At 47.3% G+C, this 21825-nt stretch carries 16 protein-coding genes; 14 read left to right on the top strand and 2 right to left on the bottom strand.

Translation table 11 applies throughout. The features are described from left to right. Positions 1–3 precede the first annotated feature (3 nt). The 14 genes from tssF (at position 4) to Phpb_RS20020 (ending at position 21124) form a co-directional block, all read left to right on the top strand. Positions 4–1815, top strand: coding sequence for a type VI secretion system baseplate subunit TssF (gene tssF, locus Phpb_RS20085; protein WP_065391906.1), 1812 nt, complete (start codon positions 4–6; stop codon positions 1813–1815). Next, positions 1806–2762: a type VI secretion system baseplate subunit TssG gene (gene tssG / locus Phpb_RS20080; RefSeq protein ID WP_065391905.1), complete on the top strand. Its 957-nt coding sequence runs from the start codon at positions 1806–1808 to the stop codon at positions 2760–2762. The genes tssF and tssG overlap by 10 nt, the downstream gene beginning before the upstream one ends. A gap of 24 nt (positions 2763–2786) precedes the next feature. Beyond that, the gene (locus Phpb_RS20075) at positions 2787–4712 is read left to right on the top strand and encodes a type VI secretion system Vgr family protein (protein ID WP_065391904.1); all 1926 of its coding nucleotides are present in this window, start codon (positions 2787–2789) and stop codon (positions 4710–4712) included. Between the two features lie 34 nt (positions 4713–4746). Then, entirely contained in the window at positions 4747–5343 is a 597-nt protein-coding gene (locus Phpb_RS20070) for a DUF6931 family protein (protein ID WP_065391903.1), read from the top strand. Further along, positions 5343–5642 (top strand): PAAR domain-containing protein, encoded by a 300-nt coding sequence (locus Phpb_RS20065; RefSeq protein ID WP_173362525.1) that lies wholly within the window; start codon positions 5343–5345, stop codon positions 5640–5642. The genes Phpb_RS20070 and Phpb_RS20065 overlap by 1 nt, the downstream gene beginning before the upstream one ends. Positions 5643–5655: 13 nt before the next feature. Then, a complete protein-coding gene (gene tssA / locus Phpb_RS20060; RefSeq protein ID WP_065391902.1) occupies positions 5656–6735 on the top strand; it encodes a type VI secretion system protein TssA in 1080 nt (359 codons plus the stop codon). A gap of 16 nt (positions 6736–6751) precedes the next feature. Then, positions 6752–7411, top strand: coding sequence for a type VI secretion lipoprotein TssJ (locus tag Phpb_RS20055; RefSeq protein ID WP_065391901.1), 660 nt, complete (start codon positions 6752–6754; stop codon positions 7409–7411). A 3-nt stretch (positions 7412–7414) separates the two neighbouring features. Next, complete coding sequence (gene tssK, locus Phpb_RS20050; RefSeq protein ID WP_065391900.1) at positions 7415–8815, top strand: type VI secretion system baseplate subunit TssK; 1401 nt, start codon at positions 7415–7417, stop codon at positions 8813–8815. After that, positions 8812–9435 carry a DotU family type IV/VI secretion system protein gene (locus tag Phpb_RS20045; RefSeq protein WP_240492626.1) on the top strand — a complete coding sequence of 208 codons (624 nt, stop codon included), beginning with the start codon at positions 8812–8814 and terminating at the stop codon, positions 9433–9435. The genes tssK and Phpb_RS20045 overlap by 4 nt, the downstream gene beginning before the upstream one ends. 15 nt (positions 9436–9450) lie before the next feature. Then, positions 9451–12972, top strand: a complete 3522-nt coding sequence (locus Phpb_RS20040; protein ID WP_065391899.1) for a type VI secretion protein IcmF/TssM N-terminal domain-containing protein — start codon at positions 9451–9453, stop codon at positions 12970–12972. Continuing rightward, a complete protein-coding gene (gene tssH / locus Phpb_RS20035; RefSeq protein WP_065391898.1) occupies positions 12965–15547 on the top strand; it encodes a type VI secretion system ATPase TssH in 2583 nt (860 codons plus the stop codon). The genes Phpb_RS20040 and tssH overlap by 8 nt, the downstream gene beginning before the upstream one ends. A gap of 71 nt (positions 15548–15618) precedes the next feature. Next, positions 15619–16866, top strand: coding sequence for a diguanylate cyclase family protein (locus Phpb_RS20030; protein WP_240492625.1), 1248 nt, complete (start codon positions 15619–15621; stop codon positions 16864–16866). 16 nt (positions 16867–16882) lie between these two features. Beyond that, a complete protein-coding gene (locus tag Phpb_RS20025) occupies positions 16883–17509 on the top strand; it encodes a response regulator (RefSeq protein ID WP_065391896.1) in 627 nt (208 codons plus the stop codon). A gap of 3 nt (positions 17510–17512) precedes the next feature. Next, positions 17513–21124, top strand: a complete 3612-nt coding sequence (locus Phpb_RS20020; RefSeq protein WP_065391895.1) for a transporter substrate-binding domain-containing protein — start codon at positions 17513–17515, stop codon at positions 21122–21124. 152 nt (positions 21125–21276) lie between these two features. Here Phpb_RS20020 and Phpb_RS20015 read toward each other — a convergent pair whose 3' ends face one another. Continuing rightward, positions 21277–21582, bottom strand: a complete 306-nt coding sequence (locus Phpb_RS20015; protein WP_046395409.1) for a CcdB family protein — start codon at positions 21580–21582, stop codon at positions 21277–21279. A gap of 1 nt (position 21583) precedes the next feature. Continuing rightward, complete coding sequence (locus Phpb_RS20010) at positions 21584–21823, bottom strand: type II toxin-antitoxin system CcdA family antitoxin (protein ID WP_040150771.1); 240 nt, start codon at positions 21821–21823, stop codon at positions 21584–21586. Positions 21824–21825 lie beyond the last annotated feature (2 nt).

Here is a 21825-nt window from a genome sequence, read left to right as displayed (position 1 = left end):
AAAATGATGTTATTACCACAAAAAATACTGACTTATTACAACCGGGAATTGAGCTATTTAAGACAATATGGCGCCGCTTTCTCTCAGCGTTTTCCTAAAATTGCCAAACGTCTTGGGTTCGCAGAAGGCGTTTCAGAAGATCCGCATGTAGAACGTTTGGTGGAATCTTTCGCGTTTCTGACAGCAAAAATCCACCAGCGGATTGATGAAGATATGCCGGAGCTGAGTAACGCTATGTTGGAGGTACTGGCGCCACAGTTTCTACGTCAGGTACCGTCGGTATCGCTGGTACAGTTCCAACAGAACCCATTGACATCCGGCGTGACCGGAATGATGACGGTAGCGCGGCATACCCCGTTGATTTCTCAACCGGTAGGTGATGTAGCCTGTCGTTTCCGCACGGTATATCCGCTGGAGATGTTGCCATTAGATTTAACACATGCAGAACTAATACCAGACCCTTATGATCGGGACTTTATCTTAACGCTAAATTTTACCCTGTGGCCGGGCGCCAGCTTTCAGGCGCGACATATCCGGTTGTATTTACATGGCGCACCAGTGCTGACCCATAGTTTGTATGAATTATTGTCGGCGCAAGTTAAACAACTAGAATGTCGATTGGGTGAGCGTACATTCAACCTGAATAACCAAGATGTTCAGGTAGTGGGCTTCGATCCGCAAGATAACTTATGCGCCGATGATTCCTTGATAAACCCGGTTCATCACCTGTTTCGTGATTATTTCAGTTTCCCGGAAAAATTCTTATTCCTGGATATTCCGCTACCGGACGCCGGTGTGATTACCAGTTCATTAGGTGAGCTGCAATACCGTTTCCGGCTTAAGGATTGTGTCGCATTACGTCGAATGGAACGTATGAGTGATAAAGTCAGCAACGAAACTTTCCGGCTAAATTGTGTGCCGATAATCAACCTGTTTCCTCATCAGGCGGAACCGATTATTCCATTGGAAACAGAGCACGAATATCTGGTTCAACCGGATGCGCGTCGCCCACAAAGTATGGAAGTTTATACTATCGATCAGGTCGAGATTGTCAGCCGTCAGCAGGAACAATTAAGTTCCAAGCCGGTACCGTCGTTATTTGGTATTGAACATACACAGTCTGATGAACAGTCACCGTTGTTTTGGCAGGCTACGCCGCGCCCTTCACTGAGGCATAACGATCTGGGGATGAATATGTTTATCGGTTTTTCTGATAGCGGCGGCGAACATCTAAAACCCGAAACCGATGTGGTGATCCTGAGTCTGATCTGTACTAACCGTGATATACCGCGGCAGTTGAGCAACGGTCATCCTGATGGCGATTTCGAATCAGAAAGCGCACTACCGGGCGTAAAAATTCTGGGCCTGATTCGTCCTCGCTTGCCGGTGCGTCCACAATCCAATAGTGCATTGAACTGGCGGTTAATATCGCAACTCAATTTGAACCAAATGCTACTGAGTGGTCCGCAGGGTGTTCAGTGCTTAAAAGAGACGCTAGAACTCTACAACTTGCTTGGTGATCCAGCCATATCGCGGTTGATTGCTCAATTACAGCAAGTTGCTATTGCGCCGGTGAGTGCACGCTTGAATCCCGCCGATCCCCATTCCCTGGCGCGTGGACTGGAGGTGACATTGACATTTCAGCCACAAGCGGAGGAATTTGTTGATTTTTATCTATTTTGCAGCCTGTTGGAACGTTTTATCGCGATGTATGCGCCGATTAACAGCTTCACGCAGACCGTAACGCAGCTCGAGACAGTTAATAACAGTACCCGTCGTTGGCCGCGTCGCAGTGGGAGACTGACATGGCTTTAGAAAATAAGATGCGTTTAGTCGGCGGCCGCTTTTATCAAAATGTACGTCGTCTGCTTAAACGTTGTCGCCAACGTGAAGAAACAGCAATCACCCCTGATGATGTAGTGCAATTTAGCTCTGTACTCACATTGGATGCGCCGGAAAGGGAAGTCGAGTCTCTATTGCCACCGCAAGAGGGGTACGAGCAATATCGCATGGCGGTACATCACTTTGGCCTATTAGGAACCCTTGGTGCATTACCGTTGCGCTATACCGAATGGCTGATTGACAGACGTTACCGCTACGGCGACGAATCAGCTCAAGCGTTTATTGATATTTTTACTCATCGTCTGCTTAGCCTGCGTTTTCAGGCATGGCAGAAATACCGGTTATATATCAATTCAGAGTTGCAAACTCATCGAGCTTTACCGGCAGTTATTCCAGCGGTTGCCGGCCAGTTGATGGCGGACACCACACAACGTTCTCATCCCGCCTGTGTCGGATTATTAGCAACACCGGTCCGCTCAATGGTGAATTTACAACACCTATTGCAACGAGAATTAGGTATGGCGGTCAACATCCAGCCCTTTAAAGGGCGCTGGCAATATGCCGAACAGGCGCATTGTTGCTGTTTAGGTCGTAGTTTGTTAGGCGATAACCCGATGTTGGGACATGCTTATTGGGATATTCAATCAGGATTTCATGTTCAGTTAGGACCGTTTGCCGCTCGGCAGCGCGCCGCCTTTATGCCGGGAAATGAACAATATCGCAAATTGACACAATGGGTGTGGCAATTCGCCGGGCCGCTGCTCTCCTTTTCACTGGAATTGTTGGTACAGCACAGTGGGCAAGGCAATGTATTAAATGGCAGCCGCCAATTGGGATGGGATGGCTGTTTGGGCAATACCGGCGAGAACAATATTCAGCGTATCTATTTGGCTGAATGTACCGGTCCTTACGCAAGTTAAACAAAAAACGCAGGTAATAAAAATATGCTGTTAGGGCAAAAGAATCGTTTTCTACAGGTTATCGGTAGCCTGTCAGACATTGTGGCACTGAGCAAAATAGAGGGGGAAGAGCGCCTGTCGCAGCCTTATTCATTTTCTGCTCAACTCTATTCCAACGCAGACTGGGATAAGCTGGAGTCTCATATCGGTAAGCCTTTGGCATTTCGTCTTGGTGAAGCGCCGAATCATCGCATTGTGCACGGCATATTGACTGAATTGCGGCAACAAGGTTTCAGCGACGGCCAGTTTTGTTATCAGGCGCGTATTGAACCCTGGCTAAAAATGCTGACATTAACCCATAATTTGCGCGTCTATCAGCGCGTCAGCGTGCCGGATATGGTATGCGATATCTTCCGTAAACGTGGGTTTAACGACGTTGAAGTGGCGTTAAAAAGCCGTTATCCGAAACTTGAATATTGTATGCAATACAAGGAATCAGATTTTGACTTTGTGACGCGCCAACTGGAACAAGCGGGAATTTTCTATTTCTTTCGTCATGAAGAGGGGCGTCACGTACTGGTATTGGCGGATCACCCTTCAACGTTTATTAACGCGCCCTTAGCGGTATTGCCATATCAATCGAAGATAGGTGATCAACAGGGCTATGGACTGCGCGCCTGGCATATTCATCGCACAATGATTCCAGGTACGGCGGAAATGAATGGCTATAACGTTAAAAGTGCGGCGGCAATCAGTGCCAGCGCCAAAGCGAACAGCGGCTATTCCACCAATCCCAAACTTTCTATCTATGATGATCGACGTCAGGAGGAGCGTAATCAACTGGAAGCACAGGCAACGCTGTGCATGGAACAATGGGAATCACAGTCTTATTATGCACGTGCCGTTAACAGTTATCCCGGTTTGCAAGTGGGGCATCAGTTCACCCTGAAAGGTCACACCAGTGCCGATGGCCGTTATGCCGTGGGCCACCAGCGATTAAAAGCGGAGAACAACCTGGAGGAAGGCGAATTACTGTTTTCGTCTCAAGTGACCTTATTCCCAGCGAATAAAGCATTTCGCCCGCGTTCTTCTGTTACGCGGCCCTACATTTCCGGCGTATTGTCCGCGCTGGTGGTGGGGCCGAAGTCAGAAGAGATCCACACTGATCAACAAGGGCGCATCAAAATCCAGTTTCACTGGGATAAAGAACATAAAAAAGATGATGACAGCTCCTGCTGGATACGCGTCAGTCAGTTCTGGAATGGCGCAAAGTTTGGCGCGCAATTTGTACCACGTGTGGGCAGCGAAGTATTGGTGAGTTTTATTGATGGCGACCCGGATAGCCCGCTGGTGACCGGAACGGTTTATAACGGGGTAAAAATGCCGCCATTCGCGCTACCGGGACAGAAAACCCAAAGTGGTATTGCTACGCGCAGTAGTGCAAAAGGCACAGTGGAGCAAGGACATCAGTTTTGTTTCGAAGATAAGAAAGGTCAAGAGTTTATTTTGCTTCACTCACAAAAAGATATGCGCCTGAAAGCGAAAAATGACTTTTCAGCGCAGATCGATCGCAACGTGTTATGGGAAATCCAAGAAAAACGCGATACCCAAATTAAAAAGGGCAATGACACGTTAACTTTGAGCGCGGGTAATTATGAGCTGGAAGTATCCAGAGGTAACGCCAAAATCAATGTAGGTCAACAATGCACAATTACGGCAAATCAGGGCATTGAACTGAAAGTCGGCGCCAGCAAATTATCGATTACCCCATCTGGGATTACCATCAAAGCGCCGTCCGTCACAGTAGAAGGATCAGGAAAACTGGCGTTGAAAAGCGGCGGCATGGCAGAGCTAACCGGCACCACAGTAAAAGTAGAAGGTAGTGCGATGGCGCAATTAAAAGGCGGCATTGTTCAGGTGGATGCGACCGGCATTGCTATGGTGAAAGGCGCTCTGACCAAGATTGGTTAATGGCAAGATCAACGAATAATAAGAGTTTGCAGTCATGGTTAAATTACGACACTGCCGACTTTCGCCACAAGCGGAATTGGCACTACAACAACACGCGGCACATGAACAGAATCTATCGGCGCTCAATAAGGAAATGTTGTGGCAAGACGCGGTGTACTACACCATTTTTATGTTGCCTTACACTCAAGCCCTTGAACTGGTACTGACGTTTATCTCCTGCGTTTACGAACGCGATCTGATGCAAGGACATCGGTCGTTATTGCAACAGGTGCGGCGTTGGCGGATAGATGGTGGCGATCCTTTGCGTCATGAACTGTTCGAACAGGCGCAAACAGTCGGGTTCGATAACCCAATCTCATGTCTGGCGCTTTCCATTTTTTGGAGTGAAGGCAGCATGACCACGCCGGATCTGGAAGCGGTCTATCCACAATCGTGGCAGTCACCGACGGTATTAGCCGATACGTTGTGCCTGATATTGCACCTTTATAGTGAACAGCCGGAACAACAAACTCAGTACGTTGAGCAATTTTTTCAACTAGCGCACGGACAACTGAGGCAATTATCCCCATCACAAGATCAGGGACGCAAAAACTATTTGTACCATGAAACTACGTTATCAGGAGAGCAATGATGCCAATGCCAGCCGCCCGTGTGGGTGATATGCATATTTGTCCAATGGTTTCACCGGCGGTACCGCCGGTGCCACATGTAGGCGGACCGATTATGCCGCCAGGTGTACCGACAGTGCTGATTGGTGGATTACCCGCGGCGACAATGGGTTCAATGTTGGTGTGCGTCGGGCCGCCGGACACAGTGGTCATGGGCAGTCCAACGGTATTGATTGGCGGACGGCCTGCGGCCAGACTCGGCGATCTGTGTGCACATGGCGGCACAATTACTACCGGTTACCCATTAGTGATTATTGCTTGAAATGGAAGTCACTGTGAACTTAGCCCGGACAGATATCGCGCGTTTTTTACAGCCCATTACGGCTGACAAACCCGCGGGATGCGATATCGAATACGAACCTATTTTTGAGCAAATAAACGCCGCGCGGGAAACTGACGACGATTTTCTCCAGGACGACGCATGGGGTTATGAAACCCGTCAGGCTGATTGGATGAAGGTTTCAGCGTTGTGCCAGGAAGTACTGGAAAAACAGAGTAAAGACTTGCAGATAGCCTGCTGGTTAACCCAAGCACAAGGGGAACTGTATGGTCTGGAAGGGATTAGTGGCGGAATCGCATTACTTTCTCGTCTACTGGAAACTTTTTGGCCGGTACTTTATCCGTTGTTAGATGATAAAGAGGCAAACAGTGCAGATGCCCGTCTCGGTCGGTTGAGCTGGTTGGATAAGCAATTGGGGAAACAATTGGACAATCTGACACTGACCGATGATGGCAAACTGAGCCTCAGCATCTGGCAACGAGTGCAATATTTTGAACAACGGGCCGCCGTTAGTAGCGAATTACGCAATGCCTTGATCAGTGATGGTTATTTCGGTATCGCTGAATGTGACGGCAGTATTCGCACTACGCCAGTTGAACGATTTAACCAATTACTGATGCAAACTGGACTGGTTAGTAAGACGTTGGCTGAACTGCAACAGATCATGGCGAGCCTGTTGCCAGATGCCGGTAACAGCATGAGCGCCAGTACCCAGCGATTGCAAGATCTGATGGCCTTAATCGAACGATTTCGTGAAATGGCAGCGCCGGGCTCAAGCCAGGAATCCAGCAATAGTCATGAAGCAGTAGCGGCAGGGGGAGATGCGCCAAACGGCATGAATACGACTTTTTTAACCGAAGATCGGGCGCACCATGAAATGCGCACTATCGCCATAGGACAAATGATCAATATCGCCAATTACTTTCGTCAAAATGAACCTACCAGTCCGGTGCCCTATTTAATTGAACGCGCAGCGCGTTGGGCAAATATGGGTATGGCCGAATGGCTGGAAGAAATGATGTCAGAAAACTCTTCCGCGCTACAGGAAATTATGCGCGTGATGAAAGGATCATAAATAAACAGAGAGCCAAATGAATAACATAAATTTTTATAGCGTCCTTAAACGCCGTTTTTTAATATTGACAGTAATTCTTTTAATAAGTGGTTGCAGTCATTCTATTTCCAACGATGAAGAGCGCTTGCAAGCACTTGAACAAGCCAAACCGGTTTATGCCAGCAATGCCATTCGGTTAAAAATAACCGCGGTTCCGCAACTGAATGTTTTTAATAATACGCCGAACAGTTGCACAATATTAATTGTTCAAGCGGAGAAACGTGAACAATTAGATAAACTACTGGCTAATCCGGTGTTATTACGCAATTTATTTGCCGGCTCCGGTGCAACAGAGCAAATATTACAGTTGGATAATTACGTGATGATACCGGGACAATCCGTATCTTTACATATCGATAGAGCGGAACAGGCGCGTTATATCGCATTAATTGCCGGTTACTACCCGGCACCAGATAGTACACATACGCGAGTATTATCACTGCCGCTGCGCCTTGAGCAACACGGTTGGTGGAATAGTTCCTGGAGCGCTGAATTTGTTCCCGTGCACATTAATCTGACACTCGGACGTTACGCCATTACCCGCAGTGATTTCTCCGCAGGTAACACGGGAGATGAGGTCATTTTCCCCGGACAAACGGCAGAATCCGGCAGTGACGAAAGTGTGTTGAGGAAGTAACCCATGTTTGAACATAAACCGATGTATTGGTATTCAGGCTTGTATTTACAGCCGCAACACTTTCAGGCCCATGAATTGCAACAACAATACTGGCAAGGGCGCTATCAGTTACTGACACAACCTTATGCTTTTGGTGTGGTAAAACTCGCATTCAATCTGGCCGCACTAAGCGATGAAGTGCTGAGTGTTCATCACGCCGCGTTCATTTTTCCCGACGGTTGCTACGTGGATTGCGATGTCAATGGCGTGCTCAGTGCCCGATCATTGCGGGATTGCTGGTTAGTACGAGACAAACCGCAGCGCATTTATGTTGGCTTGCGTATGTTCAGCCACAATCAGAGTAACGTCACCGGTATCACGGATGCCAACAGTGTCGGTAATATCACCAACCGCTGGGTAACATGGCCGCAAGAACAGCGTATGCGGGATGCCTTTGGCGAGGGGCCGGAGGCGGAAGTGCAACAACTGACCTATAACTTACGTTTTTTCTTGCACGATGAGATTGCTCAGGCAACGGGTTATACATTATTACCGGTGGGCCAACTGCACTGCACCAGTGACGGTATTGCGCTGGATAACCGTTATCTACCGCCATGTTTAACGCTCTATGCTGTGCCACAACTGGGCCAACGCATTGATCAACTGTGTCAGGAGTTAACCGGGCGAGTCCATCAATTGGAAGAACTGAAACGCCCGCAAACGCTGGAAGGGGAAATTTATACCCAAGAAAAAAGCACACTATTGCTGACACTACGGACTCTGGCGCGTTATGTCGTGCAATTGCACCATTTTCAGGAAGCGAGAGATGTTCATCCCTTACAGATTTTTGGGTTATTGCGTCAACTGATCAGCGAGCTTTCCTGTTTTACCGACCGCTGCTCCTTTTTAGGCGAGTGGAACGGGCAAGAAGAGGTGCTGGAGAAATATCAGCACTTGGATCTGGCGCTGACTTTTGAGAGTTGTGAACGGACAATTGCCGATTTGCTTAATGCACTGGTGCTGGAACCAAACACCGTGATCCCTCTGCAACAAAAAAGCCACGGGTATTATCATGCCGCCTTCAATGGGGCTGGCATCAATAATGAACAACAACGGCTCTATTTGGTGCTGCGTTCTGACAGCTTTAGCCAGCGTGAGCGTGAAATTCCTGACGATCGCCTGATTAAACTGGCAGCGGCGGAACAGATCGACAACATTATTAACCGTGCTTTACCCGGCGTGCGTCTGTACTACCAGGAAGTTGCGCCACATGGTTTACCCAACCGGACAAATACTCGCTATTTCCGAGTAGAAAACCGTGGCGCGTTATGGCGGCAGGTAGAAGATAGTCAACGTGTGGCGGTGCACTGGGCCGACGCGCCGGACGATTTACAAATAGAAATCGTTATAGTGAGAGCATCATGATGCAGTTGTTGGATTGTTATATTCCTGTATTCACCTGCGTATTGCGCATGATTCAGCAGCAGGTGAATCAAGCGGAAACACTGCGGCAAACTTTATTAGCTGAGTTGACTCAAGCGCAGAATAGGGCGCGTTTGCAGGGTTATGGGGCGCAAGATATCGAAGAGGCAAATTTCGCCGTGGTGGTTTGGGCAGACGAAGCCATTCTGTGTGCAGGTCAGGAAGCATTGAGCGTTTGGCGCCAATCATCGCTACAAGCAGAGCTTTATGATGCCGAATTGGGTGGAAATACGTTTTTTGATCGCCTTGGCGCGTTAGTAGCGGATAATTATCAGGTTCGATTGGTCTATGTTTTTTGTCTGTTTGCTGGATTTTATGGCCGTTATGGCAAACGTGATAATTTGGAATTACACAATATTATCCAGCAAGAATTAGATAATCTTCCTGATACTTTGCGTGGTTATCTCTCTTTAGAAAATCACCGATTAATGAATAGATTCGATAATAAGTTTAAAAATAAGCACTCCAATAATAAGTGGCGCAGAAAATTAATATTATTCATGTCATCTATTACATTAATTTATATTTTCATTATCGTCTATTTATTAACTATTGGCCGGTAAACTCGGAAACTAAACATGAAAAAATTATTTTATGCCATTGGCTGGTTTAGCGTGATGGTTATCCTTTTATTACTTAGTTTAACTATCGCTGTGGTATTTTCATGGCCGACAATAGGCGGCTTGTTACTATTTCTTTGCCTATTCATGTTGTTATTACTGCTGCGTGTGTCAATTGCATTCATGCCGCAAATAATGAATAAACTGCGCTGGATAAATAAATTCTGGCGGAAAGGAGATAACCGTCTGGAATATTTACTATACCAGAATTGGCGGCAGGGAGGATATTTACAAAGTTGGCGTCGATTCCGTTCACTATTACACCGTAACGGCCCTGTTCCACCGTGGTTTCTGGTGGTGGGAGAACGGGGCAATGGCAAACAGAAACTGTTAACACGCTGCAATGTAGCGCCCATGACGGGGAAAAATCTACCGTCGCTGACGGAAAAGACCTTTACCTGTCGCTGGTGGTTCTTCCGTCAGGCAATGTACATGGTCGTTTCCGGCCGTTATACCGAAGGTCAATCCCTGTACCGGCAAGCCTGGTTACGTCTGATACGCTGGATAGCGCAGGGACGTAAACCGGCTGGTGTACTCGTTTGCTTGTCAGTGGAACAGTTGCTAAACAGCGACAATAGAGCGCTCTATATCGCCGCACGTCAGGTACGAGCGCAGTTGGAGCCATTACAGATACGTCTGGAACGTCGCTTGCCAATCTGGTTGATCCTTACCCACAGTGAAACATTGCCGGGGTTTGACCATTGGCGCGCCCAACTGTCAGTAGAACAACGTGCTGAATTGCTAGGCGATTTTATTGAGCGTCACACGGTGGGTAACGTCGCCGACGTGCTGGATAAGAGTATGAGCACCATTGTTAATACGTTGAAAATGATGCGTCTTAAGTTGCTCAATCAGCAACGTCAGCAACCCAACGCAGCAGTCTTAGCGTTACCAGAAACCGTCGCTCAACTGCAACCAGCGCTAGGTTGCTACCTGAACGCCTTGTTCGACCAAGACCATTATCTGGAGCATGGCCTGTTGCGTGGCATGTTTTTTACCGCGGAGCATCAAACCACGGGCATTTTCAGCCACCGATTGTTGGGAGAATATCTGCCAGCCCAAGTTCAACATAGTCAAGATCAACGTAGTGATAGCGTATTGCTGACAGGGTGGCGGACATTGACCAAACGCGTATTCGTTAGCCTACTGATTTTGATGCTGGTGTGCGGCGCAGGCAACGCATTGATCACTACCTGGCGCGGTGTTACGCAGCTTGAGAGTATTCATGAGGCAAACCCGCTTGAACGGAGTTATTTGCGTTATCAAAAAGTTGAGTACTGGTTGCAGGAAACCTTGCCATCTCTGCTTTTCTATCCGGTCACCCATACGATGGAACAACGGATGGCGCGGCAGTATCAACAACAAGCCCCTGTTAATGCATTCAACCCGGCATCGATAGCGACACACTTGCTAACACGTTTCCGTCACGCGGAAGCACCACAAAAACAACTGTTGGCTTTACATTGGGCTCGTTTTATCAATATTGAACAAGCAATGGCACATGGCGCTACGCTGGAAACTTTACAGCATATGCCCGCTTATTCAGCCTCTCTATTAAGTGGTGAAAACGATCCGTTATCCGCAGAGCAGCGCGTGGCACTCCGTCTGGCGCAATATCGCCAAGACAACGCACAACAAGAATTTGAACAATGGCAGGACACATTACAGGCACTACTGGCAGATGGCGGTAATTGGCAGTGGCTGTTAGCCAATGAACAACCGGCAGGAACGCACTCACTGACGCTGGCTGATTTCTGGCCGTTGACCAGCGAGGATACCGCCACAATTAACGCTCGTATCCGTGGTGTTTATACCCAAGCCGGTGAGCAAGATATTCAGGCAACCTTGGGCGAACTGGCGCAAGCTCTTAACAGATCGGAATTCTTTGCTCCGTTACAGCGCTCGTTTTATCAACAGTATCAAAACCAGCGCCAATCAGAGTGGTTAGCATTCGCCCAAGCTATGCCTCAAGGAGAAACGTTAGTACGAGGCAAGAAAAACTGGCAAACGCTGATATTAGCAACGGGTCAATACAACAGTCCCTATATCACCTTTCTGACACAACTAGAACGTGATTTATCCACGGTAGAATCGGCGGAGCAGCAACCTTGGTTACAGACACAACATCGTTTATGGCAACTGCATGGTTACGTGCAAAAAAGTAACGTGATGCAACGGGTCTCGTTAGGAAACCTCTCTTTACGCCAGCGCATCATGTCGTGGTTTGGTATTTCACCGCAGATCTCTGTACGGCTGGATGACAACGTACTGACACGCTATCGCATTTACCGGCAAGCAGTGCAGTTAAATAGCCAGCGCGAGTTGCTCAGTGATATGGAAACCGAAGTGTTGGTTAAAAATGCATTAAACAATGAGAAAGGGGAACAACTGGACGATAGCGGCCTGCGTGCATTGTTCAGCCGCTTCACCTTATGGCGCCATGAAACCGAAAGCAAACAGAATGCCGGGGTAGCCGGGGTAAATGAAGCCTTATGGCGACTCTATCAGGGTGATGCTCATCTGGTACTGCGTTACGCCTTCTTAAGTGCCGCCAGTCGCTTGCAAACCCAATGGGAAAGCAAAGTGATTTGGCCAATGGAGAAATTAAGCAGACAGGAACTGTTTGATGGCCGGGAATTGAATGCGCGTTTGTATGAATACAGTAACGCATTTGTACGGGATACCGCAGAGTATGCGCTGGATATTCGCCCCGAAGGGATTAAGCGTCAGGAAATGGAAGATGTGCTCTTTCCGTTTAGCGATGATTTCATTTTCTATATTAATAACCTAATCCAACCGAATGACCTACTTTCAGCGACATCGGATATTCGTCGTCGTCTGCAAGAGAAACTCGCCTTACTGGAAAGCGAGCAACAACTGGCGACAGCGCAACAGGAGCCGGAGCAAGAACAGAAGCCATCGGCGGAGATCACGATTGTCAGTCAGCCGGCGACCGCTAACCAAGGGGCGAGAGTATTGCCGGTGGGCAGTTCAGTGACGTTGAATTGTGATGATGGCGTACAGCAGCTTAAAAGTATGAATTTCAATGACAGCATGACGCTGCATTGGAGCCCCGGCACATGCGGTAAAGTACAAGTTGATGTCTATTTTCCCCGCTTTACATTAAGCAAAAGTTACGTTGGCCCCGATGGTTTGTTGCAATTTATGCACGCTTTTTCCCGTGGTGAACTGACACTGGCAGCTCAAGCGTTTCCACAGCGACGCGATGAATTAAGTGCACTGGGTATCAATAACATCACTGTGCGCTATCAAATAAGCGGAAGCAAAGCGGCTTCAACACTGTATCAGCAGTGGCAACAACATCAGCAACAACAAACGGCATTGTTGGAGCAACGCAACCGACTGGATAGCCAATTATTAAATCTAAGTGAACCGACAGTGGCAAAAGGAACCCTCTCTACTTTGCCATCACAGATCACCACCCATTGGAACGAATTAAGGAAACCTAAAAGTGAGTAATTATCTTAAACAGATCGTCAGTAAATTAACGGCAGAAGCGCGTCAGTGCCTTGATGAAGCCGCGAATCTGGCGGTACGGCGCACCCATCATGAAGTGGAAATTGAACATCTGCTATTGGCTTTGTTTGAAAAACAGCTTCCGACGATGGAACAAGTGTGTCGCCACGGCGGTATTGATGCCATGACGTTGCTCAATGCCTGCCAACGGTTACTGACGCTATTACGTAGTGGTAATCATCGTCCTCCGGTACTGGCTGCCAACCTCACTGAGTGGATGGAACAGACTTGGATGTACGCCAGTACTCACTGGGGTACATCACAGATTACCGCTCAGGCGCTGATTGTGACACTGATCGTAAATCCGTCACTGCACCGTTCCCTTACCTCAGAACTACAGCAGGCGTTACAGGGTAACACCGAGGAAATAGAACAGTGGTTGCGTACACAAGCACATACGGAACCGCGACAAATTACGACACCTGTCGGGGATAATACTCAATCCGCACTGGCACAATACACGCATCACCTGACACAGGCCGCGCGTGATCGCAAACTAGATCCGGTTTTAGGACGTGAGCGGGAGATCCGTCAATTAATTGATGTGCTGTTACGTCGTCGCCAAAACAACCCGTTGTTAACCGGTGAAGCGGGCGTCGGCAAAACTGCGCTGATTGAAGGGCTTGCCCAACGAATCGTTGAGGGGCGTGTACCGAAAGTTTTGGCACAAGCTGAACTGTTTACTCTGGATCTGGGGCTGCTACAAGCGGGTGCTAGCGTAAAAGGCGAGTTCGAAAGCCGTTTGCAAAAATTATTGGATGAGGTGAAAAAGTATCCCACGCCGGTGATTCTGTTTATCGATGAAGCACATACGTTGATCGGCGCAGGCGGCCAAGCCGGGCAAAACGATGCGGCTAATCTATTGAAACCCGCGCTGGCACGGGGTGAATTACGGGCGATTGCGGCAACCACCTGGTCTGAATATAAGAAATACTTCGAAAAAGACGCGGCGTTAGCACGTCGTTTCCAAGTGATCAAAGTCGAAGAGCCTTCGTTGGAGCTGGCAATCGCCATGTTACGCGCCATGACACCCGCAATGGAAAAACATCATAGCGTCAAAGTACTTGCAGAGGCGGTCACGGAAGCGGTTACCTTAGCTAACCGTTATATCACCGGACGTCAGTTGCCGGATAAATCGGTTAGCCTGTTAGATAGCGCCTGTGCCCGCGTTGCAGTTTCACAGACGGATGAACCGGCGCCGATTGAGGATCTGCGTGCCATGCTGACAAACATTGCTGCCGAACAGGAAGCATTGTTACGTGAAGGCGGTCATGAAACTCAGCTACAGAAATTGGCGCAGCGTCAATCTGAATTGCAGGCATCACTAACAGAAATTTTACCGGAATATCACGCCCAACGTCAGTTGGTGAATGATATCCTCGCTTGTGAAGAACACGACGAACGGTTACCTGTGCTACGGACAGAACTGCATCAACGCCATCATCAGCACGCTTATGTCTTTGACTGTGTTGATGCCGCCTGTGTAGCGGACATTGTTGCCGGCTGGACAGGAATTCCCCTTGGCCGGATGGTGGAAAATGAGCGTGATGTGTTGCGTCAGTTAGAAACCCGCCTCGGTCAACGGGTCATGGGGCAAGATCATGCACTCAGCCAGATAGCGCGTCAAATTCGGATCGCTAAAGCACAACTGGCCGATCCGGTGAAACCTACCGGAGTATTTATGCTCGCAGGCCCTTCCGGTGTGGGGAAAACCGAGACCGCCTTAGCACTGGCCCATGAATTGTATGGCGGTGAGCATCATTTGATCACGATTAACATGTCGGAATATCAGGAAGCCCATTCGGTTTCCGGCCTGAAAGGTTCTCCTCCGGGCTACGTCGGTTATGGACAAGGTGGTGTATTGACGGAAGCGGTTCGGCGTCAACCTTACAGCGTAGTGCTACTTGATGAAGTGGAGAAAGCTCACCCCGATGTGCTGGAGTTGTTCTTTCAGGTATTCGATAAAGGCATGATGGAAGATGCCGAGGGGCAACAGATTAACTTTCGCAATACGCTTATTATCCTGACTACCAATGCGGCATCAGATTTGGTGATGCGTGCAGCAATGCACGGAGTAAAAGAGCAGGGGGAAAATCGCCCGGCCGCTCTGGAAGATATTCAAGAGATTATCCGGCCAGAGCTGCAACGTATTTTTACGCCGGCATTTTTAGGTCGTTTACAGGTTATCCCTTATCTGCCGGTACATGGTGAAGTTCTGCATGCCATTGTGCGCCATAAGCTGAACAAAATTGTCGTGCGCTATCGTCAATCAACCCAGAGTGAATTGCACTATAGCGACACGCTGGTGGATTTCATTGCCGAAGGGTGCCGAATTGCGGAAAGCGGCGCCCGTGAAATTGATAATCTGTTAACTCAATTCGTCCTGCCGTTGTTATCAGATCAATTGTTGCTCGGTGATGCGCCAGTCAATGAAGATGTCTGGATGGATGTGACAGAAGGTCAGATACAGTTACGATCAGACCAAAAGAAACTATCACTATCTAATATTATCAACTAAAGGTAGTAAACACTTATCTCTGCTATTATTATCTTACGAATGTAACATCAGTGTTACGGAATAAGATCCCGATGAAAATGAAAAAGATAGTGATCTTCTGGTTTATTTTTACCTTGGTCAATTTCGCGCTGGCACTGTTAAGCCTACAGGTACGGGATGTGTGGAGTCTGTCATCACTGGTGTGGTTTCCGGCAGGCTTGTTACAAGGCATATTTTGCGCCAGGGCGCCGCGGTATTGGCCTGTCTGGTTAATAACGGGCGCCTTGATCGCACTGACCGCCAGTCAGTGGTATGGAAGACCGGTAAACGTATCGCTGATCTTCTCCATCATCAATGTGATGATGCTGGTGGTAACAGCGCTGATCTGGCAGTTTTTTTACGGTGTCATGCGGACCCCGAAACGGGCAATGGAGATTCTTAGCCTGACGGCGCTCTGTTCGTTAAGTGGCATCATTGAGCGATTTATCGCCAAGTGGATACTTCATCTCTTTGGTTATCCTACCGACATATCGGTCTCATTACCGATTGTCGTAGGCTCAGTGCTGAGTTATCTGCCATTTACACTCTTTGTTATCTCCTGTATCACCTATGAGAAAAATAGAGTTGAGAACTGGAAAATCTACGGTTTATGGCTGGTGGCCCTATTTGCCATGACAGCCTTGTTCATCAGTCCGCCACCGGAAACCGGGAAAATACACTGGCAAGGGATCGCACTGCTGTTTTCTTTTAGTTTACCGATGCTGCTAGCACTAAGCGGTAATCTGTTGGTATTAAGCAGCTTTTTATCCCTGTGTACAGTAGGGATCGTCAGTGCCACCATTTTTGGTCTTGGGCCATTCTCATCCCCGTCAACCAATCTCCAACAAAATGTGCAAATAGCGGCTTGGTACAGCACAGCGTTGACCTTGCCTGCGTTGTTATACTGTAGTTATTTATCTAATATAATCAATACATTATATCAGATTAAAGCGCGTCTTCTGTTAATGAGATCCATGCTGGATCAAGAACAAGTTAATTGCTTTCGGTTAAGCGCCAACGGGCATCTGTACTGGCATCATAATGGTTCTGCCTGGATGCGGCGCGGAAAAGCGCCTGCCTCCTGGTCGCAATTGATGGCTTGGGTGCATCAGGAAGATAGACATAAAATCGAACAGCTTAAAAATTCCGTCTCGCAAATACCGCAGACACTAAAAGTTCGAATTGCCGATGGCAAAGGCGAATTTAATCTGGTCATTATCGCCTTAATCGTCCATGTGGGAGAAGATGCCGGTTTTATTGAAGGGACGATACGTGAAATAGTAAATATAAAAAGTAAATAATCTGGAGAAATAACTCATGCCCAGACGAGTCATTATTGCCGATGATCATCCGGTATTTTTATTAGGACTACGCACAATACTGGCAACATTGCCGGAGAACTACCAGATTGTGGGGGAAGCCCATGATGTCGCCACGCTTTTCTCTCTACTGGAGGAAAAAGAAGCGGATATGCTGATTACGGATTTCATTATGCCAGGTCATAACCAGATCGACGGTCTGAGGATGATTAGCCGGATACGGGAACAGTATCCAAATCTGCCTATTGTGGTCATCACCATGATCAGCGACCGGAAAATCATTGCTTCATTGATTGATTACAGAGTAAAAGCAATTCTGAACAAAAACAGCTTATCCCATGAGCTGGTCAAAGGGTTATACAGTACAACCGGGCGTGATAAACCCTATTTAAGTGAACAATTTCTCGAATCGCCGGACGAAGAGGTTGTAAAAACGCTAACCAGCAAAGAATTGGAAGTGATTAAATTGTTGGGGCAAGGGTTGAGTGTGAATGATATCGCTGCGCGTTTGTACCGAACTAAGCAGACCATCAGCGCACAAAAAATCAGCGCGATGAAAAAGCTCGGATTAGATAGTGAAGCAGCGCTTTATAATTATTTGCATCAGATTGGACTGGGGCTGTAAGCCATGAAGTACCGGCGCAAAGAATGGCGATGGATTGCCCTATTGGTATTGCTGTTACCGCTATTTGGCTGGAGTCTCAACCTGTTTGAATATCGCAACGCGCAAGAGCTACCCGCCAATGGACTACCAGTGGAGTTTTATTCAAATATCACGCAAGAATCACAGGAATTTCTGCCTTTTCCTGTCAAAGAACATGGAATTCTTCCCCCTCGCTTTCCAACATTAAAAGTCGGCATTCTCTGCTGTATCGGCGCTCCATTGGTTATCCATCGTTGGGACGGCAAGCTGGAAGGGATCTATGCGGATTATCTGCGCTTGATTGAAACCGTGCTGAAAAGACCAGTGGAAGTACGGCTGTTTAACAGTTGGGAATCAGCTTATAAAGCATTGCAACGTGGAGATATCCAACTGTTATCGAATTCCTCCTCATCACAATCAGGAAATGGAGTAAATGACACTTACCCAATTCTGGTACAACCACTCGCCCTGATTATGCGCAAAGAACAAGTAAATATGCCATTTGCCAAAATGAATATTATAGCGGCGCCTGGCAGTGATCCCGGTGTCATTAAACAATTACGTAAACATTACCGTCGAATCGTGGTGGCGAAAAATCAGCAACAGGGGATACAGGCCGTTGTGGATGGTGAAATGGATGCCTATCTGGACGGACAAAGCCAGATTGCCTATTTGCTGGCTTTTCGCCCATTTACCGGATTGACTTACCGCCGGGATATTTCACTCGGAGAGCGGTATGACTTTCTCGGTCACAACAGTGATGGCATAGTTGAAGCGGTAAATCTGATTCTGACATCCATTCCTCATGCCATCAGAAATAAAGTTTACGAACGTTGGATTTCTGGACTGGCGTTAGGCAACAATAACGACGCCGCAATCTTTTCCGCTCAGGAAAAAACTTGGATTAAAAAAAATCCCGTCGTCAATGTGGCGCTGAATCGCAATGCACCGCCTTATTCCTTTCTGGATAAAAACAGCCAGATCACCGGACTGGATGTGGACATTTTACGTTTACTGGGAGAAAAAAGCGGCATCACCTTTAATTTTATCCCAACAGATGGCGCAGTAGGCATTAAAAAGCTGTTAGAAAATGGCGAAGCGCAAATGACCTCCATGCTCAACACGCCAGAACGTAGCCGTTGGCTCTCTTTCAGTCATCCCTATGGTACTGTGGAATGGGTGATGATCACGCGCAATGAGCGTAATGCGCCTTATGAGTTTGAACAACTTAAACACCATCGGGTGGCGATTCAACGCGGTAACGCACTTTTATCACTATTAAAACCGTATCCAGAGATTTTCATCATGGAAGTTGACAGCGTGACACAAGGTATTGATATGGTGCTGGCCGGAGCGGCAGATGCAACTTTTGATAGCCTGATCAGTGCTGATTACCTACAAGCAAGCCGCTACGGTACCAACATTTCTATTCAGTTCTTTAAAGGCTCATTGCAACCGGAGCAATACGCCATCATACCGGCCTATCCTCAACTGGTTGATATATTAAATAAAAGCATTGACGCACTGCCTCCAAATGAACTGCGAGTATTGCGGTTGAAGTGGTTATCTATGGCGAACGTCACGCCTTATGATGACAATAAAATCTCTCCTTGGGTGAAGCTGTGGGGAGGGGCGTTACTTGTGATTGCGTTAAGTTCAATCTTTTGGGGCAGTTATCTTGCACATCAAATCAGACGACGTAAAACCGCAGAGAGCAACTTACAAGATTTGCTGGCGTACTGGGAAACACTCTTTAATAACATGCCTACGCCAATGTTTGTCTGCGATCCTACCATGTGCATCACGGCGGCTAACCTTTATTTCCGGCATGAAATGGGCGCTGTCGGATCTGAGGTGATTGGCCGCAGTCTTTTTTCTCTATGCTTTTTAAAACCGGTCGATGAGCAAGAGATTAGTCTAATCTTTCTACGCTGCTTGGAAGGGGCACCGGTGCATTTCTCTGATCGCAACATTGTTATTCAGGGACAGGACAAAGACGTTTATTTATGGCTCGAAAGTTATAGCAATACCGAAGGCGTTGTTCAGGGAATCATTGGTGGTTGGTTTGACGTGACCGAACGTAAATTGCTGGCGCAAGAACTACGTCAGGAGCGTGATAAGGCGGAACTCGCCAGCCTGGAGAAATCTGACTTTCTGGCCCACATGAGCCATGAGATTCGAACACCGCTGCAAGCCATTATTGGTATTCTTGATCTGGAGGTAAAAAAGCAAACTCAGCCATCCACGCCATTACATATCGCCTGGCAGGCAGCAATATCTTTGCAAGGAATCATCGGTGATGTGCTGGATTTCTCCAAGATAGAATCCGGGCGAATGGTGCTGAATCTCAAGCCGGAATCACTGCAAGCGATTCTGGAAAATTGTGTGGCAACGTTTAACCATCGAGCAAAGGAAAAAGAACTGTGTTTCACCTATCAGTTTGATTTGCCGCCTGAACATTATCATCTACTGGACGCAACACGCGTAACCCAAATCATCAATAACCTGTTGGGCAATGCCATTAAATTTACCGAACAGGGCAGTGTGCAAATCAGCGCTAGCTATCAGCCTATTCCAGAAAGTCACCAAGATGAAATTACGCTGGTGGTTGCCGATACCGGTTGCGGCATCCCGGAAACCATGTATGAAGCCGTTTTGCTGCCCTATGTACAGGTGACGCAACATAATGGCGGTAAAACCGGAACAGGGTTGGGACTACCTATCTCTGTACAGTTAGTTGAATTAATGGGTGGCAGCTTAAAAATCACGGGTGCGCCCAGTGGCGGCGCACAAGTTACCGTGGTGTTACCGCTTACGCGCAGTGTTATTGAAAAGGAAGCGATAAGTGAAAAAGCCGAAAATATTGGGGTGGAACTTAATGAATCTTTGAATATCTTAGTAGTTGATGATCTACCTGCCAATTTACAAGTACTGTCATTACAGTTAGCGTCATCGGGCCATCGTATTGCACTTGCTGAAAGCGGCGAACAGGCCATGAATCTGGTGGAAGAGGGCTATTTCGATATCGTGCTGACAGATTGCCAGATGCCGGTGATGAACGGTTACGAACTGGCTCAGGTGCTGAGAAAGCATGAACGATCACGGCAACTACCGCCATTTATTATTCTGGGATGCACTGCGAACGCGTTTTCTACCGAACAGGCTCGTTGTTTGGAAGCCGGAATGAATGGTGTATTAACCAAACCACTGGTGCAAAGCAAATTGCTGGCAGAAATTACCCGTTACTACCGGCAAGTCAATGACAAAGCAACGTTAAAATTCGATGAGATTCAAGCATTAGCTCAACAAGATGTGGCGGTAGAACGTCAATTACTCAGTGCCATACAACAAGGGATGTCGGAAGATATTGCAGAATTGCAACAACAGGAAAACCAGCAATGTCATGAGAAAGTTGTGCATCACGCCCATCGTATGAAAGGCGCTTTTGCGCTGACGCAATATCAGCAAGGAATACGCGTCTGCCTGCGGATTGAAAAAAGTGAACATTGTGATGTGAAAACACTAGCCGTTTTATTAACTCGTGCGGAATATTTTCAACAGCAGATTGCGCAGAAATTGGGAGAATTACAGGGTTAAAAACCGGGTGAAACTATCCAGAAAAACCGTGAAGAGATGAGTGCAATTTATACCATCATAAAAAAACAAACCTCGTTATTTTCAACGAGGTTTGTCAGCAGTCTGGCATGGTCAGAGTATCTAACCATATTTTAAGTTGTTTTTTCGACTGGTCAGAATCCATCAATGAGAAAATCTAGAGCATCTCTAATTTTTTTCCGGTGGGATGTAACATCAATAACCTCATCACCAATCATAGATACTCTGATACTTGCCATTTCATGAGTCATCACAATGTAGTCACTTTCCTCAATTGTCAATATTGGACACAATCTTATAGGAACGTTGCCTTTAAAATTTCCTTTCAGAAACAGGGGGATCATTAATCTTGTATCCAGCACATCGATAATGTCACTCTGTACGTCAAGAAGATATGGGTAATCAGAATTGCCAATATTACGATAAACAACATACTGCATCTCAGAACACCTTGTACTTATCTGACAATAAACCGTGTTCGTTAGTGATACGATTAAGTTCCTCCATTCCTGCTTTATTCTCACGCTTCCAACGTTCAGATTCAATGGCTTTCAATTCCGAAGTTAGTGCCCTAGTCAATACTGCCGATAAGTTAAGCCCTACCTGTCTTGCTTGTTGATACAGTTCGGGTGCAACGGTCACACTCACTGTTTTCTTTAATCTGATTTGTGCTGATGGCATGT

Origin of the sequence: Photorhabdus namnaonensis, assembly GCF_001684335.1 — a bacterium.
GTDB classification, from domain to species: domain Bacteria; phylum Pseudomonadota; class Gammaproteobacteria; order Enterobacterales; family Enterobacteriaceae; genus Photorhabdus; species Photorhabdus namnaonensis.
This window is presented reverse-complemented; position numbering and strand designations above follow the sequence as displayed.